At 59.8% G+C, this 16,056-nt stretch carries 17 protein-coding genes; 15 read left to right on the forward strand and 2 right to left on the reverse strand.

Annotation, left to right across the window (positions count from 1 at the left end; genetic code table 11):
* Window positions 1–256: 256 nt before the first annotated feature.
* The 4 genes from C4N22_RS11810 to C4N22_RS13190 are packed head-to-tail and all read left to right on the forward strand — an operon-like array spanning window position 257 to window position 3,150.
* A complete protein-coding gene (locus tag C4N22_RS11810; RefSeq protein ID WP_112149116.1) occupies window positions 257–1,120 on the forward strand; it encodes a TraX family protein in 864 nt (287 codons plus the stop codon).
* A 4-nt stretch (window positions 1,121–1,124) separates the two neighbouring features.
* Window positions 1,125–1,805 (forward strand): response regulator transcription factor, encoded by a 681-nt coding sequence (locus tag C4N22_RS11815; protein WP_112115992.1) that lies wholly within the window; start codon window positions 1,125–1,127, stop codon window positions 1,803–1,805.
* Window positions 1,787–2,734, forward strand: a complete 948-nt coding sequence (locus tag C4N22_RS11820) for a histidine kinase dimerization/phospho-acceptor domain-containing protein (protein ID WP_112149117.1) — start codon at window positions 1,787–1,789, stop codon at window positions 2,732–2,734. The genes C4N22_RS11815 and C4N22_RS11820 overlap by 19 nt, the downstream gene beginning before the upstream one ends.
* Window positions 2,731–3,150: a hypothetical protein gene (locus C4N22_RS13190; protein ID WP_347476113.1), complete on the forward strand. Its 420-nt coding sequence runs from the start codon at window positions 2,731–2,733 to the stop codon at window positions 3,148–3,150. Before C4N22_RS11820 ends, C4N22_RS13190 begins: the two co-directional genes overlap by 4 nt.
* A gap of 67 nt (window positions 3,151–3,217) precedes the next feature.
* On the opposite strand, the gene C4N22_RS11830 is transcribed toward C4N22_RS13190, so the two are convergent.
* Window positions 3,218–4,063, reverse strand: a complete 846-nt coding sequence (locus C4N22_RS11830; protein WP_112115990.1) for a DegV family protein — start codon at window positions 4,061–4,063, stop codon at window positions 3,218–3,220.
* A gap of 316 nt (window positions 4,064–4,379) precedes the next feature.
* On the opposite strand from C4N22_RS11830, the gene murC reads away from it, so the two are divergent.
* Window positions 4,380–5,759 carry a UDP-N-acetylmuramate--L-alanine ligase gene (gene murC, locus C4N22_RS11835; RefSeq protein ID WP_112149118.1) on the forward strand — a complete coding sequence of 460 codons (1,380 nt, stop codon included), beginning with the start codon at window positions 4,380–4,382 and terminating at the stop codon, window positions 5,757–5,759.
* 53 nt (window positions 5,760–5,812) lie between these two features.
* On the opposite strand, the gene coaBC is transcribed toward murC, so the two are convergent.
* Complete coding sequence (gene coaBC, locus C4N22_RS11840; RefSeq protein ID WP_112149119.1) at window positions 5,813–7,009, reverse strand: bifunctional phosphopantothenoylcysteine decarboxylase/phosphopantothenate--cysteine ligase CoaBC; 1,197 nt, start codon at window positions 7,007–7,009, stop codon at window positions 5,813–5,815.
* A 150-nt stretch (window positions 7,010–7,159) separates the two neighbouring features.
* Between coaBC and C4N22_RS11845 the strand changes: the two genes are divergently transcribed.
* The 10 genes from C4N22_RS11845 to C4N22_RS11890 all read left to right on the forward strand — a co-directional run bounded on the left by C4N22_RS11845 (window position 7,160) and on the right by C4N22_RS11890 (window position 16,053).
* Window positions 7,160–8,038 carry a type III pantothenate kinase gene (locus tag C4N22_RS11845; RefSeq protein ID WP_112149120.1) on the forward strand — a complete coding sequence of 293 codons (879 nt, stop codon included), beginning with the start codon at window positions 7,160–7,162 and terminating at the stop codon, window positions 8,036–8,038.
* A 30-nt stretch (window positions 8,039–8,068) separates the two neighbouring features.
* Window positions 8,069–9,064, forward strand: a complete 996-nt coding sequence (locus C4N22_RS11850; RefSeq protein ID WP_278320323.1) for a Gfo/Idh/MocA family protein — start codon at window positions 8,069–8,071, stop codon at window positions 9,062–9,064.
* A gap of 133 nt (window positions 9,065–9,197) precedes the next feature.
* Window positions 9,198–9,800: an ECF transporter S component gene (locus tag C4N22_RS11855; protein ID WP_112149121.1), complete on the forward strand. Its 603-nt coding sequence runs from the start codon at window positions 9,198–9,200 to the stop codon at window positions 9,798–9,800.
* 308 nt (window positions 9,801–10,108) lie between these two features.
* Window positions 10,109–10,543: a hypothetical protein gene (locus tag C4N22_RS11860; protein WP_112149122.1), complete on the forward strand. Its 435-nt coding sequence runs from the start codon at window positions 10,109–10,111 to the stop codon at window positions 10,541–10,543.
* A 135-nt stretch (window positions 10,544–10,678) separates the two neighbouring features.
* Window positions 10,679–11,473: an NAD(P)-dependent oxidoreductase gene (locus tag C4N22_RS11865; RefSeq protein ID WP_112149123.1), complete on the forward strand. Its 795-nt coding sequence runs from the start codon at window positions 10,679–10,681 to the stop codon at window positions 11,471–11,473.
* The gene (locus C4N22_RS11870; protein WP_112115986.1) at window positions 11,470–12,096 is read left to right on the forward strand and encodes a dipicolinate synthase subunit B; all 627 of its coding nucleotides are present in this window, start codon (window positions 11,470–11,472) and stop codon (window positions 12,094–12,096) included. The genes C4N22_RS11865 and C4N22_RS11870 overlap by 4 nt, the downstream gene beginning before the upstream one ends.
* 256 nt (window positions 12,097–12,352) lie before the next feature.
* Complete coding sequence (locus C4N22_RS11875; RefSeq protein WP_112149124.1) at window positions 12,353–13,660, forward strand: D-alanyl-D-alanine carboxypeptidase family protein; 1,308 nt, start codon at window positions 12,353–12,355, stop codon at window positions 13,658–13,660.
* Window positions 13,661–13,914: 254 nt separating this feature from the next.
* Window positions 13,915–14,481, forward strand: a complete 567-nt coding sequence (gene rfbC / locus C4N22_RS11880; protein WP_022256325.1) for a dTDP-4-dehydrorhamnose 3,5-epimerase — start codon at window positions 13,915–13,917, stop codon at window positions 14,479–14,481.
* Between the two features lie 6 nt (window positions 14,482–14,487).
* Window positions 14,488–15,297, forward strand: a complete 810-nt coding sequence (locus C4N22_RS11885) for an ABC transporter permease (RefSeq protein WP_022256326.1) — start codon at window positions 14,488–14,490, stop codon at window positions 15,295–15,297.
* Window positions 15,298–15,309: 12 nt separating this feature from the next.
* A complete protein-coding gene (locus C4N22_RS11890; RefSeq protein WP_022256327.1) occupies window positions 15,310–16,053 on the forward strand; it encodes an ABC transporter ATP-binding protein in 744 nt (247 codons plus the stop codon).
* Window positions 16,054–16,056: the final 3 nt, after the last annotated feature.

Below are 16,056 nucleotides of genomic sequence, written 5' to 3' on the forward strand. Positions count from 1 at the left end.
ACACAGAAGTTAAGCTCACTCGTGCCCAAGATAGTTCGCTGGAAACGGCGCGTGAAAATAGGTAGTCGCCGACTTAACAAAGAGCTCTGAGATGAAAGTCTCAGAGCTTTTTTGTTGCGTTTCGGGGCAGAAAGATGAAAGTCTCAGAGCTTTTTTGTTGCGTTTCGGGGCAGAAAATAGTATCATAAAAGGCAGAACCTTATACTTTCTACAGATTTTCCTGTTACACTGAATGCACAAGGAAAGGAGAGTCTGTATGGACAAATTAACGAAAAAAGGGCTGGACGGTACTCAGCTCAAGACCATTGCACTGGCGCTGATGGTACTGGACCACATTCATTATTTCTTCGAGTTCACCGGCTGCATCCCAACGGTGTTCAGTATGCTGGGGCGGCTCAGTGCGCCGCTGTTTCTGTTCTGCACGGTGGAGGGCTTTGCCCACACCCATGACCGCAAGCGGTATTTTATCCGCATCTGGGCTATCGGCACAGCCATGGCAGCGCTGGAATTCCTTATGATCTACGCCAAGGCCTTCCGGCGCGGGGATGGCTTCTATCCGCTGAATGCCATTTTTCAGGACCTGATGCTGCTGTGCATCGTTTGGCAGGGCATCGACTGGCTGCGGGAGAAAAAGCTCGCAGAGGGCATTGCTGCCATTGCCGCCGTCTTGTGCTGGCCGTTTGCGGTGGTAGTATTTCTGCAGCTCTTCCCGCAGGTGCAGGAGATGCCCATTGCTTCAACGATCGTGGCCTTTGTCATCACCAGCCCGCTGCCCATGTGGACGGCCATCACGGATGGCGGATGGAGTTTTTTGCTGGGCGGTGTGCTGCTGTATGCCCTGCGGGGGCATCGCCGCGTACAGCTGACAGTATGGGCACTGGTGATTTTCCTGTGTGACTTTGTGAGGCTCTTTGGAATGCTTTGCAGACAGGCGGATTTTGTGTGGACGCAGATGTTCACCGACTACTACGAGTGGTTCGGGGTGGCGGCGGTGTTGCTGATGCTGCTGTACAACGGGCAGCGCGGTAGCGGACACAAGCAGCTGTTCTACTGGTTCTACCCCGCCCATGTGTATCTGCTGTATGGGGCATCCTGTCTGGTTTATAACGTGTTGAGGTGATCTTGTGGCGAATATTCTGGCCGTGGATGACAATCTGGAGCTCTGCAAACTGATCCGCACCACTTTGGAGCGGGACGGCCACCGGGTAGAAACGCGGCAGGCGGGCAGAGATCTGACCGAGGCGCTCTGCCGCTGGGCAGACTGTATCCTGCTGGACGTGATGATGCCCGGGGAGGACGGCTTTGCGGTCTGTCGGCGCATCCGCAGCCTGACCGAAGTGCCCATCCTGTTTCTGAGTGCCCGCACCGACGAGGCCGCTGTGCTGGAGGGGCTGGGCATCGGGGCAGACGACTTTTTATCGAAGCCTTTCCGGGTGGCAGAGCTGCGGGCGCGGGTGGCGGCACATCTGCGGCGGCAGAGCCGCACCCCGGCGCACCGGATGGTGCGCGGCGGCGTGGCCTTTGACCTGACCGCCCGGAGCGCGGCGGTGGAGGGGAAGGCACTGCCCTTGACCCGCTCGGAGTATGCCATCTGCGAGTATCTGGCGCTGCACGCCGGGCAAACCTTTACCAAGGAGCAAATTTACGAAGCGGTTTTTGGCATTGACGGCACTGCGGACGACACTGCCGTGACACAGCACATCAAAAATATCCGGGCAAAGCTGCGGGCGGCGGGCGTGCCGGAGCCGGAAAAGCTGCTCAATACTGTATGGGGCGTGGGATACCGATGGAAAAGCGAAGACTGACCTCTCTGCGCAGCGTGCTGCTGCAATATCTGGTGCGCACGGCGCTGGCCTGCCTGCTGGTCGCGGTGGGGTGGCTGCTGGTGCTGATGCTGTGGATCCAGAACGGTGGGCCGTTTCTTCCCGCGAATCAAGCTGCACAGGCCTGTCAAAAAGCCGCACAGGACGTTTTGCCGGGCATGACCGCCGCCACCTTTGACGAGACGCAGCTGGACTCCCTGTGCCGCTACGCTCTGTTTGCCGCGCCGGACAGCAGCGAGGTGCTGGCCACCAACATGGATGCCGGGCACTTGCAGCGGGCAATGGAGAACCGGCAGGGGAAAACCCGCTGGCATCTTGGCTACACGCAGTATTATATGACGTCAAAATTGCAGGATGGAACGGTCTGTCTGCTGCAATTTGACTATGCCGTGCCCTACGCCGACCCTGCGCTGCGGGGTGTGCTGCCGGATATGCAGACCGTGCACTGCATTCTGGGCATTCTGCTGCTCGTGGGGGCGGTGGTGTGGAGCACCCACAGGACCGGGCGCTTCCTGACCCGGGAGACCGAAAAGCTGACCGCCGCAGCACAGGCGGTGGCGCGGAAGGATCTGGACAGCGCGGTATTTTCCGGCGCGAAGGTGCGGGAGTACGAGAGCGCTTTGCAGGCGTTGCAGACCATGGGTGACGCCCTGACCGGCAGCTTACAGAAACAGTGGGCCATGGAGCAGCGGCAGCGGGAGCAGATCATTCAGCTGTCCCACAAGCTGAAAACGCCGCTGACCATCATCGAGGGCAACGCGGAGCTGCTGGCAGAGGATGACGGCCTGACCGCAGAACAGAAAGCGCAGGTGGAGTCTATTTTGCAGGGCGCAGAGCAGACCCGCACCTATCTTGGCAAGATCCGCGCCGAGGTGCAGACCCCGCTGCGGTATAAACGGAATGTGGAATGATGACGAAAGCGGAGGATATTTCTAATCGTCCAACGCGAAAGGGCTGCTGCACAAAACGTGCAGCAGCCCTTTGTTTGTTTTTACTGTTTTGTCAGCTGTTTGTCCAGTCATGCGGCAATGTCCGCGAAAACCTCCAGCTTGTTGGTCTCCACCAGCAGCTCGTGGCGGGCACCGGGGTAGAAGATGCTTTCAATGTTCTGCACACCGGCGTCCTTCAGGCTCTGGATGGCGCGGCGCACGCCCTTGCCCTGCTCGCCCACAGGGTCGGCATCGCCGGAGAGGAAGAGCAGCGGCAGAATGACCGTGCGGTGATGGATGCTTACGGCTTTGTAAAGGGCACCGAAGCCCGAACCAGTGAAAGTGCCTGTGTGGCCGAACGGATGAAACTCTATCAGAAGCTGACCGAAACAAAATAAAAACCGGCCCCACAGTATGGAAACTTTTCCACACGGCGGGGCCGGTCCTGTTTAAAACTTTTCTGCTTTAATTCTTGGTGGCAAACACGATGCCGATGGTGCCCGGGCCGGAGTAGCCGCCAATGGTGGTGCCAATGTCCGTCTCGTAGACCTGCTCAAATTTGCCGTATTTTTTCAGGCCGGCTTTCACGGCCTCCATGCAGCCGGGCTTGGGCTGGCAGGAGGAGATGAACACCATGCTGGTGTCGATGTCGTCACGGCCGTCCAGCTGGTCGGTGATGTACTTGCCCACGCAGATGGGCAGGCTGCCGCGGTACTTTTTCATCACTTTCAGTTCACCGCCCACCACGGCCAAGCTGGGCTTGATGCCCAGAATGTTGGCGCCAAAGGCCAGCACGCCGGAGCAGCGGCCGCTCTTGGCCATATAGTCCAGCTGGTTGAGTACAAAGCTCAGCTGCACCCGCTTGGCGAGGTTCTGCAGCCGCATGGTGATATTGCGGGGCAGCAGGCCATCGGCGGCCCACTTGGCGGCCTGCAAGACCAGATAGCCCTGCCCGGTGCAGATGTTCTGGCTGTCAACAACGGAGACGTTTTCAAACTGCTGGGCGGCCAGGCAGGCGTTCTGGTAGCAGGACGAAAGCTTGGAGCTGACCGAGATGTGAATGACAGCGTCATACTCTTTGGCAAAAGGGTCAAAAAAATCCGCATACTCCACCAGATTGGCGGCGGCGGATTTGGGCATTTTGCCGCCGTTCTGCACATGGGCAAATACATCGGCGGGGCGGATGCTCACACCGTCCAGATAGCTCTCCTCGCCCATGAGAATATGCATGGGCATGAGCGAAATGTTCCACTCCTGCAGCAGCGCCCCGGACAAATCACAGGTGCTGTCAGCGGTGATCTTAATATTCAATGGGGTTCTCCTCTTTTCCGGCCGGGGCGCCGCCGCGGCAAAATAGCAAAATATCTTACCCTAGTATAGCACAGATTGCTCAGGATTGTTAGCTAATGAATGTAAATCTTTTATGAAGTGCCGGAAAAAACAGCCCGGTTTTGCGGTTTCTGTACAGTTATCACAAAAGAATGGCCGATTTTATGGTTCTTTCCGAAAATTCGCTCGGAAGTGTTTATTTTGTCTTCTAAAAATTATATAATATGGTATGTACCCTGAATATTAAGATGGATGCGGTCTGCCTTGCGGCCGTTTTATTTATTGGAGGTTGCCTTTTATGTTCATTACCGATTACAACCAGCACCTGCTGGACAATGTAAAAAAGATCCACTTCATCGGCTGCGGCGGCAGCGGCATGTACCCGCTGATCCAGATCCTGGCCGCCAAGGGCTATGAGATCTCGGGCAGCGATGTGCTGGACGGCAGCATCATCCGCTCGGAGCGGGAGATGGGAGTCAAGGTCTCGCTGGGCCACAGTGCGGACAATGTGATCGGCGTGGATATGGTGGTGTACTCCGCCGCCATTGCAAAGGACAACGTGGAGCTGAACGCCGCTGCCTCCTACGGCATCCCCACCATTGAGCGCAGCGTGCTGCTGGGCTACGTGAGCCGCCTGTACAGGGAGAGCATCTGCGTTTCCGGTACCCACGGCAAGACCACGACCACTTCCATGATCACCACGGCGCTGGAGCTGGCGGGCAGGGATCCCTCCGCGGTCATCGGCGGCAAGCTGCCCCTCATCCACGGCTACGGCAAGGCCGGCAAGGGCGACAACATCGTCATTGAGGCCTGCGAGTTTGCAGAGACGTTCCTCAAGCTGACCCCCTACCTCTCTGTGGTGCTGAACATCGACAATGACCACCTGGATTATTACGGCAGCATGGGCGAGCTGAAGTTCGCGTTCAAACGCTTTGCCCTGATGACCCAGTTCATGATCTTCGCCAACGCGGACGACAAGAACACCATGGACGTCATGTACACGCTGGACCGCCGCGTGCGCACCTTTGGCATTGAGAACGATGGCGATTATCAGGCCATCAACGTGCAGGAATACAAGCCCGGCTTCTTTGAGTTCGACCTCAAGGAGTGGAGCAAGGTCACGGGCCATATCCGTCTGGGAGTGCCGGGCCGCCACAACATCTACAACGCGCTGGCCATGTGCGCCGTCTGCCGCTTTGCGGGCCTGACCGTGGAGCAGTGCGCCGAGGCTGCCGCCAGCTTCAAGGGCGCGGGCCGCCGCTTTGAGGTCTACGGCGAGTGCAACGGCGCGGTGGTTGTGGACGATTACGCACATCACCCCACCGAGCTCCGCGCGACCCTGAACACCGCCAAGGAGCTGGGCTACAAGCGGCTCATCGCCGTCCACCAGCCGTTTACATACAGCCGCACCAAGATGCTGTTCAACGACTTTGTGGATGTGCTCAAGATCCCCGATATCGCGGTCATCACCCCCATTATGGGCAGCCGCGAGCCCAACGACCCCACAATCACCAGCGCGAAGCTGGCGGCACAGATCCCCGGTTCCGTGCTGGTCAACAGCCTGGAAGAGGCTGCCGACTGGGTGAAGCAGAACGCCCGCGAGGGAGATCTGGTCATCACGCTGGGCTGCGGTGATATCTATAAGGCCAGCAAGATGATGGTGGCCGGCAACCAGTAAACGGACATAAAAAAATACGTCTTGCAGACGCAAGGCGTATTTTTTTTTATGTCTCAGTGGCCGCGGCGCTTTAAAATTTCGTCCAGGATGGCGTCTGCCACGTCGGCTTTGCTCATCAGGGGCAGCTCCCGGGTGCCGTCCGGTGTGATGAACGTGACCACGTTGGTGTCCACGCCGAACCCGGCACCGGAGACCTTGAGGTTGTTCGCCACCACCATGTCCAGATTCTTCTTTTTCAGCTTGGCGGCGGAATTCTCTACCATGTCACGGGTCTCCATGGAGAAGCCGCAGAGGAACTGCTTGGTCTTCCGGGGGCCGATGGTGCCCAGAATGTCGGCGGTGCGCTCCACGGGGATGGAGAGGTCGCCGTCCTTTTTCTTGATCTTATCGTCGGCCACGGTGGCGGGGCGGTAATCGGCCACGGCAGCGGCCATCACAAGGATGTCCATGTCCGCAAAGCGGCTGGTGACAGCTTCATACATGTCCTGCGCCGTGGTGATGGGCACGTCCTCGGTGAACTTGACCGGGGGCAGGGCCGTGGGGCCGTGGATGAGGGTGACGTCCGCACCCCGCATGGCGGCGGCGCGGGCCACGGCATAGCCCATCTTGCCGGTGGAATGGTTGGTCAGGTAGCGCACGGGGTCCAGCGGCTCCTGGGTGGGGCCGGCGGTCACAGCAATGTGCAGGCCTGCCAGATCTTTGGGCTTGGCGATGGCGTGCAGGATGTGCTCAATGAGCACATCCTCCTTGGGCAGGCGGCCGCTGCCCACATCCTTGCAGGCCAGCAGGCCGCTCTCGGAGGGGATGACCGCAAAGCCGTAGTGCTCCAGCGTCTTGAGGTTGTCCTGGGTGATGGGATTTTCCAGCATCCCGGTGTTCATGGCCGGGGAGACCAGCTTGGGGCACCTGGCGGCCAGCACCACGGTGGTGAGCATGTCGTCGGCAATGCCGTGGGCCATCTTGGCAATGACATTGGCCGTGGCAGGGGCCACGAGGATGACGTCGGCTTTCTTGGCCAGCGAGATGTGGGTGACTTCAAACTTGAAATCGCGGTCAAAGGTGTCCACCATGCACTTGTGGCCCGTCAGGGTCTCAAAGGTGAGGGGCGTGATGAACTGGGTGGCGTTCCGGGTCATGATGACTTCCACGTCGGCCCCCAGCTTTTTGAGTGCGCTGGCCACGTTTGCCATTTTATAGGCGGCAATGCCGCCGCTGACGCCCAAAAGGACGCATTTTCCGTGCAGATCCATCCAAAAAACCTCCTGTGTTTTGGGATTCCTCTCCTTAGTATAATGCAAAAGTTCCGCCAGCACAACAAAATCTTTGCATGGGCTTGTATCTTGCGGGAAAATGCGGTAAAATAACTTGAATTAAAAACCCTTGCTGAATGAGGTTTCAATATGATTCTTGCCATTGATATAGGCAACACCACCGTCGCCCTGGGGGGCATCAAGGACGGACGTGTATGCTTTGTGGCCCACATGGACACGGTACGCACCCGCACGGCGGCGGAGTACCGTGCCGAAATGGAGAAAGTGTTTTCCCACCGCCGCCACCCGGAGCGGCCCGTCCGGTTTGAGGGGGCCGTGCTGACCAGTGTCGTGCCCCAGATCACGGGGGCGCTGGCCGAGTGCGCCCGCCACTACACGGGCAAAAAGCCCGTCATCGTCTCGCCGGAGATCCGCACCGGGCTGACCATGGGGGTGCCCGACCCCCACGCCGTGGGCAAGGACCGCATTGTGGACGCGGCCTACGCGGCGGCCAATTTCCCGCTGCCGGTGATCACTGTCGATCTGGGCACCGCCACCACCTTTAATGTGGTGGACGAGAACCGGGTGTTCCGGGGCGGCGTTATCTGCCCGGGGCTCTCCACGGGCCTGCGGGCACTGGGGGAGCGCTGCGCCCAGCTGCCGCAGGTGCATCTCTCCTCGCCCAAAAACGCCATCGGCACCAACACCGAGAGCTGTATGCTCTCCGGCTCGGTGCTGGGCACGGCGGTGCTGCTGGACGGCATTGCCGCCCGCATTGAGGAGGAGCTGGGCCGCCCGGCCACGCTGGTGGTCACCGGCGGGCTGGCAAAGTATGTCACCCCCCTCTGCCGCCACCCGCTGACCTATGACCCCGAGCTGCTGCTCAAGGGGCTGGCGCTGCTCTACCAGCTCAACGCGCCCCAGCAGCACCATCACCCCGCCGGAGGCCGCAAGCCTCACGGGCAGAACTTCCGCCGCCATCGGCCATTCCGCCGGGAGCGGCACGAGACGGAGGCCAAGGCGGGCTGACACGAGCAAACAGGATAGGAACTAGGAAGAATGGAACAGAAGATGAAGCTTGGCATCCTGGGCACCGGGATGATCGTCAAGGAGTTTTTGCCCTGGCTGGCCGGGGCGGACTCGCCGTTTCAGGTGCAGGCGCTGTGCAGCACCCAGCGGAGCGCGCCGCTGGCGGCGGAGCTCTGCGCCCGGTACCATGTGCCCCAGTGCACCACCAACTACCTGGAGCTGCTGCAGTGGGTGGATGTGGTCTATCTGGCCGTCCCCAATTTGCAGCACACCCGCTATGCCAAAGTGGCGCTGGAAGCGGGCAAGCATGTCATTGTGGAAAAGCCCATGGCCCCCACGGCGGCCCAGACCGAAGAGCTGGCCGCCCTCTCCCGCCACAAACGGGTCTTCCTCTTTGAGGCGCTGACCACCCAGTATCTGGAAAACTATCATAAGATCCGGGAGCTGCTGCCCCGCATTGGCACGGTGAAGCTGGTGCAGTGCAATTTCAGCCAGTATTCCAGCCGGTACGATGCATTCTGCGCGGGGCAGGTGGCCCCGTCGTTTGATCCCAACTGCGCCGGCGGTGCCCTCATGGATCTGAATGTCTACAACATCAGCTACATCGTGGGCCTGTTCGGGGAACCCAACCGGGTGAACTACGCGGCCAACATCGACCACGGCATTGACACCAGCGGCATCCTGACCATGGATTACAGCGGCTTCAAGGCCGTGAGCATGGCGGCAAAAGACTGCGGGGCCCCGGCCCGGTATGTCATTCAGGGCACCAAGGGCTATCTGCTGCAGAAATCCACGGCCAACTACTGCGGCGGCCTGACGCTGCACCTTAACGACGGCAAAGAGGAACACTACAACCTCAACGGCGGCCGCCCCCGGCTGGCCGCGGAGTTTGAGGCCTTTGCCCGTGCCATTGAGGGCGGCGACCAGGAGCTGTGCAGCCGGATGCTGGATACCTCCATTGCCGTCAGCCGGGTGCTGACCGCCGCCCGCCGCTCGGCAGGCATCCGCTTCCCGTGTGATCAATAAGTTATCTCCCTTTGGAACGTTCCCTGACAAAGCATTCCAAAGTAAAATAGAAAAACGGCCCCGCACCTTTTGCGGGCAGGTTTGCGCCGTATCCGACATCTAGGGCGGAACGGCAGCAGGAGGAAATATTTTTATGAAAAAGAATAACGATCTTCGTACTCTCACCCGGCTGGCACTGCTGGTCGCCATTGAGCTGGTCATGAAAGCCGTCGGCCTGGGCAGCGTGCCCATGGGCCCGCTTTACATGAGCTTCCTGACGCTCCCCATCGCCGTGGGTGCCATCACCATGGGCCCGGCGGCTGGTGCCATCCTGGGCGGCGTGTTCGGCGCGGTGAGCTTCTATGACGCTGTCACCGGCGCTTCGGCCATGACGGGCGCCTTGTTCCAGGTGAGCCCTGTCAACACGTTCATCCTCTGCGTGGGGATGCGTGTGCTGATGGGCCTGTGCGTGGGCCTCGTCTTCAACGGCCTCAAGCGGCTCGACAAGCCCGGCACCTGGAGCTACATCGTTTCCGCCATGTGCGCTCCCGGCCTCAACACCCTGTTCTTTATGGGCTACATCGTGCTGGCATTCTACGGCTGCGATTACATCCAGAACATCGTGGCTGCCAAGGGCGCGGCCAACCCGTTCATGTTCGTGGTGCTGCTGGTCGGCGTGCAGGGTGTGATGGAGTTCCTCGTCTCCGGCATTCTGGGCGGCATCGTGGCCCGTGCGGTGGCAAAGTTCCTGAAGTAATCTCCCGGCGTGCGCACAGTCAGGGACGCCCCGAGAGATCAGATAAAAAACCCAATAAAATCGCAGGCTCCTCCGGCGTTTTGCCGGGGGAGCTTTTTGCGTGTGTCCGTGTGGAAAATGCCTTGGAGGCCCCGGGGCGAAACTGGTCATATCGCTGTTTTCTCACCGTACCGATTGGTAAAAATGATGAAAACGCAGTGAAATCTTGACAATTGCCACAAAAAGGGGTATGCTGAATTTAACATAGCAAACTGCCTGCACAAGGCGGGCCGTTGCTGGGGAACTATCTGATTACGGAGGATACAACAATGAAAGCATTTAAGAAACTGATGGCTGCTGCCCTCGTTTGCGTTATGGCTCTGACCATGCTGACTGGCTGTGCAGTGAGCGACAACCTGGTTGAGAAAGCTCTGGTCAACAAGCTGAACGCTGTCAGCGCTGTCTCTTACAAGCACAAGACCGATCTGGACGACGAGGCCAAGAAGGCTTGGGACGAGAACAAGGATAAGAAGGAAAGCAGCGGCATCATCACTATTAGCAATGTCGTTTACAACTATGTGATCGTCAAGAAGCCCAGCGATGCAACCAAGGAAAACAGCTGGGGCGATAAGGCTAAGAAGGCTGATGGCGTTCTGGCTACCTCTGCGAAGAACAGCGACAAGAAGATTGAGATCGGTGTCAAGGTTGTTGGCGACGATTATGTTGCTATTGTTGCTAAGGCAGCTACTAAGGCAGCAAAGTAATCAATCCACCAAAAATTGCATATTTGCCCCGGAGTAAGCCTTGCGGCCCCGCTCCGGGGCTTTTTGTTTGCGTCCGTCACCCTCCTCCCTACCTGTGCATAGAATGGCGCAGGCTTTGGGGAGGAGGGCTTTTGGATGGAACGACAAAAACGCTTTGCGGTGATCGGCAGCGATGCCCGGCAGCTGGCGGCAGGCCGGGCGCTGGCCCGGGCGGGGTATGCGGTGGAGGGGCCGGAAGAGATCGCGCTGGCAGACTATATCCTGCTGCCGTTGCCGCTGGATGCGGCCCGCACCCCGCTGGCGGAGCTGCTGCGGGCGGCACGCCCCGGGGCGCTGGCGCTGGGCGGGATGCTCTCGGAAGAAGCAAAGGCCATTGCGGCGGAAGCCGGGGTGGAGCTGGTGGATTACTTTGCCCGGGAGGAGCTGGCCATCCGCAACGCCATCCCCACGGCGGAGGGGTGCATCGGCGTTTTGCTGGCCCAGCGCAAACGCACCCTGTGGGGCAGCGCGGTCCTGCTGCTGGGATTTGGCCCTGTGGGGCAGGCGGTTGGCACCCGGCTGGCGGCATTGGGGGCGCATGTGACAGTGGCAGCCCGCCGCCCGGCCCAGCGGGCACAGGCGGAAAGCCTGGGGATGCAGGGGGCAGAGCTGGCCCGGCTGGCCCGGCTGGCTCCGGCCTTTGACACGGTGGTGAATACCATCCCGGCGCAGGTGCTCACGGCCCCGGTGCTGGCCCGGCTGCGGCCCGGGAGCCTGATCGTGGATCTGGCTTCCCGCCCCGGTGGGACGGATTTTGACGCCGCCGCCCGCTGCGGCCACAAGGCCATCCATGCATTGAGCCTGCCCGCTGCCTGCGCGCCGGAAACAGCCGGGGAGATCGTGGCCCGGACGGTGTGCGAGATGCTGCGCGAAAGGGAGGGAGCACGATGAACGAGAAACGACGCTGTGCCTTTGCGGTCTGCGGCAGCTTCTGCACGCTGGAGACCGCGCTGGAACAGGCACAGGAACTGACGGCCCGGGGCTGGGAGCTGCTGCCCGTCATGAGCAATACCGCCGCCCGGTGTGATACCCGGTTTGGCCGGGCCGGGAGCTGGCGGCAGCGGCTGGAAGCCCTGACCGGGCACCCGGTGCTGGACAGTTTGCAGGCCGTGGAGCCTCTGGGGCCCAAAAACATGGCCGAGGCGCTGGTGATCGCCCCCTGCACGGGCAGCACGCTGGCCCGGCTGGCGGCGGGCCTCTCGGACACGCCGGTGACGCTGGCGGCCAAGAGCCTGCTGCGGGTGGGGCGGCCGGTAGTCATCGCCGTCTCTACCAACGACGGGCTGGGGGCCTCGGGAGAAAACATTGCCCGGCTGTACCAGCGCAAGCACTATTACTTTGTGCCCTACGGCCAGGATGACCCGCAGGCAAAGCCGCAGAGCCTGAAAGCCCGGTTCGCCCTGCTGCCCGCCGCACTGGACGCGGCGCTGGAGGGGCGGCAGCTGCAGCCCGTTCTTTGCCCCGCCGCCGGGCACGGAATGTCTTTTCAGCAAGGGAAAAGTGTGGTATACTGAACAAGATAATGTATGATAGCGTCCTAGCCCTCTCAGGCCGCTTCGCGTCCAGCTCTCCCAAAGGGAGAGCCATTGGCAAAGAGATGTACTTTGCGTGGACTGCCAAGGCCTCCCACTTTGGGAAAGATTCTCCCCGGTGCGGGGAGAAATGTCACCGTAGATGACAAAGTGGGGAACAGGTGGCATTGCGAAGCAATGACGGAGAGGGCAAGCCCGTGAAAAGGATTATCTAAATCACCAATGGAGAAATGACCAGATGAAAAAACAGATCGCCGTGCTTTGCACGGTGCTGCTCTGGGTCTGCGCGGTGTTTGCACCCATGGCGCGGGCCGCGGGCCCGGCGCTGTCGGCCACGGAGGCGTACTGCATCATCGACGCGGACACCGGCCTTGTGCTGGCCCAGCAGAATATGGACGAAGAGCTGCACCCGGCGTCCATCACCAAGGTGATGACGCTGGGCCTTGCCTGTGAGAAAGCCCAGGGCCAGTGGGACGGTGTGAGCCTGGAAGTGACCCACGAGGATGTCTATTCCCTCGCGGGGACGGATTCCAGCCACATTGCCCTGCAGGAGGGGGAGCATGTGCCCCTGACGGATGCCCTCTATGCCACCATGATGGCCAGCGCCAACGATGGCGCCAACCTGCTGTCCGAATATTTCGGGGATGGCACCATTGCGGGCGGCGTGGCGGCCATGAACGCCCAGGTGGCGGAACTGGGCCTCAAGCACACCCACTTTGCCAACCCCCACGGCATCAGCGATACCGACCACTATACCAGCTGCTATGATATGGCGCAGATCCTGCGCTGGGCCCTGACCCAGCCGGGGTTTGAGACGCTGTTTACCCGCAACGAGATGTATCCCATGAAGCCCACGGACATCCAGCCCAAAGAGCGGTATTTCCACCAGCAGGACAAAATGCGGGTGGGTTCCAGCCGGTATTACATCCCGGCCATTCAAGGCTCCAAGATCGGCTACACCAACATTGCCCGCTACAGCTATGTCTGCCTGGCGGAGCAGAACGGTGTCCGGCTCATCTGCGTCACCATGCAGAGCAACATCAAGACCGACAAGTACAACGATGTCCGCACCCTGCTGGATTACGCCTTTGCCCACTACACAAACTATACCGACATCCCGGCCCAGGGCCTGACCCGGGAGCTGACGGTGGCGGGAGGCGGTGCCCCGCTGGGCATGGTCACGGTGACCGACCCCGGCACCCGGCTGCTGTTGGCTGACGGCCTGACGGCAGGGGATGTGTCCGTGACGCTGGAGCTGCCGGAACAGTATGTCTTGGGCACCAGCCCGGCGGTGTACGCCGTGTATACCGTCAACGGGCAGGACAAGCAGGAGTCCGCCAGCGTCCGGGTGCCGGCCACGATTACGGGACTGGAGGAGCTATTGGAGCGGAGCACCGGTGTCCAGCTGGGCAGCGGCACCCGCAGCCCCGGCAAGACCGCGGGCCTGCTCATCGGCATCTCGCTGGGGTGCACGGTGCTGGCGGCGGGAGTTGCATTTGTTGTGGTAAGGCTCCGCTCGAAAGCGAAGAAAAAATCGAGGCACTGACCCTCTTTGCCAAGGGCTCCCCTACAAGGGGAGCTGTCGCGTAAGCGACTGAGAGGTTGTATGACATCCGGGACAAGGCGGTGCTCTGTCCAACCTCTCCGTCATTGCTTCGCAATGCCACCTCTCCTAGTAGGAGAGGCTTTGGCAATCCACGCAACGTCTTTTCTAACACTGCGCAAAAGCCATTCCGGCTTTTCCAAATAAAAAACAAAATGTCAAAAACAATAACGAAAAAACAGAGAGGAAAATGAAAAATGGGTAAATTTACGTTTACGGAAACTGAGATCCCCGGTGTTGTGGTCATTGAGCCCCAGGTGTTTGGCGATGACCGCGGTTATTTTATGGAGACCTACCAGAAAGACCAGTTTGCTGCTGCCGGGATTGATAAGGAGTTTGTGCAGGACAACCAGAGCCGCTCTACCCGCGGCGTGCTGCGCGGCCTGCATTTCCAGAAGAACCACACCCAGGGCAAGCTGGTCCGCGTGACCAAGGGCGAAGTGTACGACGTGGCCGTGGACTGCCGCCCCCACAGCGCGACCTTTGGCAAGTGGGTGGGCGTGACCCTGAGTGAGGAGAACAAGAAGATGTTCTATATCCCGGAGGGCTTTGCCCACGGCTTCCTCGTGCTGAGCGACGTGGCGGAGTTCTGCTATAAGTGCACCGATGTCTACGACCCCACCAGCGAGGGCGGCATCCCCTACGACGACCCCACCGTCAACGTGCAGTGGCCGGACTGCGGCTGCGAGCACAAGACCAGCGCGAAGGACAAGCTGCATGAGTCCTTTGCCTCCCAGAAGTTTGAATTCTTTGAAAAGTGGTGATCGCCCGTGGCAAAAATCAAGGGAATGTTCAACGGCTTCTGGCGCTACCGCTATCTGCTGTGGAATCTGGTCAGCCGTGATTTTAAGCTCAAGTACCGCCGCAGCGTGCTGGGCGTGGTGTGGAGCGTGCTCAACCCGCTGCTCATGTGCCTGGTGTACTGGGCCGTGTTCAGCAGCCTGATGGATATGCGCGGCAGCGGCATCGACAACTTCCCCGTTTTCCTGATGTGCGGCCAGCTGCTCTTCAACTTCTTCAACGAGGCCACCTCCTCCAGCATGTCCAGCGTGCTGTCGGCGGCCCCGCTGCTCAAAAAGGTGTATATCCCAAAGTATATCTTCCCGCTGGAAAAATGCTGCTTTGCCATGGTCAACTGCGTGTTCAGCTTTGTGGCGCTGGCACTGGTTATGGTGTTTACGGGCAGCCCCCTCCACTGGACCATTCTGGAGGTGCTTTACCCGCTGGTGACGCTCTTCTTCTTCAGCCTGGGCGTGGGCCTGTTCCTGGCGGCGGCCACCGTCTTCTTCCGGGATATCATGCACATCTGGAGCGTGTTCATCACGGCGCTGCTCTACTTCTCCGCCATCTTCTATGACCCCACCCAGATGACGTTCTCCATCGGCGGGTTCAATATGCAGCAGATCATCAAGCTCAACCCCATGTACTGGTATATCACGGGCTTCCGCCGCACCCTGATGTGGGGCATCCCACTGGATTTCAACATGCTGGCGGTGTGCGGCGTGTGCGCGCTGCTTTCCATGCTGGTGGGCGTGCAGATGTTCCGCAAAACGCAGGACCGCTTTGTGCTGCACATTTAAGGAGGGGAGAAAATGGAACCAATTATTAAAGTGGACAATGTTTCCATGTGCTTCAACCTCTCCACCGAAAAGCACGAGAGCCTGAAAGAGTATCTTCTGGCCATGGTGCAGGGGCGGCTGCAGTACGATGAATTTTATGCCCTGAAAGACGTCAGCCTGGACATCATGCCCGGCGATTTTTACGGCTTGGTGGGCCTGAACGGCTCGGGCAAATCCACCCTGCTCAAGACCATTGCCGGCGTGTACAAGCCCAGCAAGGGCAAAGTGACGGTCAACGGCACCATTGCCCCCCTCATTGAGCTGGGCGCGGGCTTTGATATGGACCTGACCGCCCGGGAGAACATCTACCTCAACGGTACGGTGCTGGGCTTCTCGCCCAAGTATCTGGACGAAAAGTTTGATGAGATTGTGGAGTTCAGCGAGCTGCAGAACTTTCTGGATGTGCCGCTCAAGAACTACTCCTCCGGCATGGTGGCCCGCATCGGCTTTGCCATTGCCACCATCACCAAACCCGACATCCTGATCGCGGACGAGGTGCTCTCGGTGGGCGATTTCCTCTTCCAGCAGAAATGCGAGAAGCGGATGAAAGAGCTGATGGCCGGCGGCACCACCGTCATTCTGGTGTCCCACTCCATTGAGCAGATCGAGCGGATGTGCAGCAAGGTGGCATGGCTGAGCCACGGCCACCTCAAGATGAACGGCGATACCATGACGGTCTGCAACGCGTACAAGGCCGTCCAGCGCGGCGAGGCATAAGGG

The sequence above is a fragment of the Faecalibacterium prausnitzii genome (assembly GCF_003287495.1).
Classification (GTDB): Bacteria; Bacillota; Clostridia; order Oscillospirales; family Ruminococcaceae; genus Faecalibacterium; species Faecalibacterium prausnitzii_I.

Excerpts from the sequence above, each read along its gene's own strand:
- C4N22_RS13190 (WP_347476113.1), top strand. The coding sequence starts at position 2,731 with ATGATGACGAAAGCGGAGGATATTTCTAATCGTCCAACGCGAAAGGGC.
- C4N22_RS11890 (WP_022256327.1), top strand. The coding sequence starts at position 15,310 with ATGGAACCAATTATTAAAGTGGACAATGTTTCCATGTGCTTCAACCTC.
- C4N22_RS11810 (WP_112149116.1), top strand. The coding sequence starts at position 257 with ATGGACAAATTAACGAAAAAAGGGCTGGACGGTACTCAGCTCAAGACC.
- C4N22_RS11870 (WP_112115986.1), top strand. The coding sequence starts at position 11,470 with ATGAACGAGAAACGACGCTGTGCCTTTGCGGTCTGCGGCAGCTTCTGC.
- rfbC (WP_022256325.1), top strand. The coding sequence starts at position 13,915 with ATGGGTAAATTTACGTTTACGGAAACTGAGATCCCCGGTGTTGTGGTC.
- coaBC (WP_112149119.1), bottom strand. The coding sequence starts at position 7,009 with ATGGATCTGCACGGAAAATGCGTCCTTTTGGGCGTCAGCGGCGGCATT.
- C4N22_RS11850 (WP_278320323.1), top strand. The coding sequence starts at position 8,069 with ATGGAACAGAAGATGAAGCTTGGCATCCTGGGCACCGGGATGATCGTC.
- C4N22_RS11860 (WP_112149122.1), top strand. The coding sequence starts at position 10,109 with ATGAAAGCATTTAAGAAACTGATGGCTGCTGCCCTCGTTTGCGTTATG.
- C4N22_RS11845 (WP_112149120.1), top strand. The coding sequence starts at position 7,160 with ATGATTCTTGCCATTGATATAGGCAACACCACCGTCGCCCTGGGGGGC.
- C4N22_RS11865 (WP_112149123.1), top strand. The coding sequence starts at position 10,679 with ATGGAACGACAAAAACGCTTTGCGGTGATCGGCAGCGATGCCCGGCAG.
- C4N22_RS11855 (WP_112149121.1), top strand. The coding sequence starts at position 9,198 with ATGAAAAAGAATAACGATCTTCGTACTCTCACCCGGCTGGCACTGCTG.
- C4N22_RS11820 (WP_112149117.1), top strand. The coding sequence starts at position 1,787 with ATGGAAAAGCGAAGACTGACCTCTCTGCGCAGCGTGCTGCTGCAATAT.
- C4N22_RS11875 (WP_112149124.1), top strand. The coding sequence starts at position 12,353 with ATGAAAAAACAGATCGCCGTGCTTTGCACGGTGCTGCTCTGGGTCTGC.
- murC (WP_112149118.1), top strand. The coding sequence starts at position 4,380 with ATGTTCATTACCGATTACAACCAGCACCTGCTGGACAATGTAAAAAAG.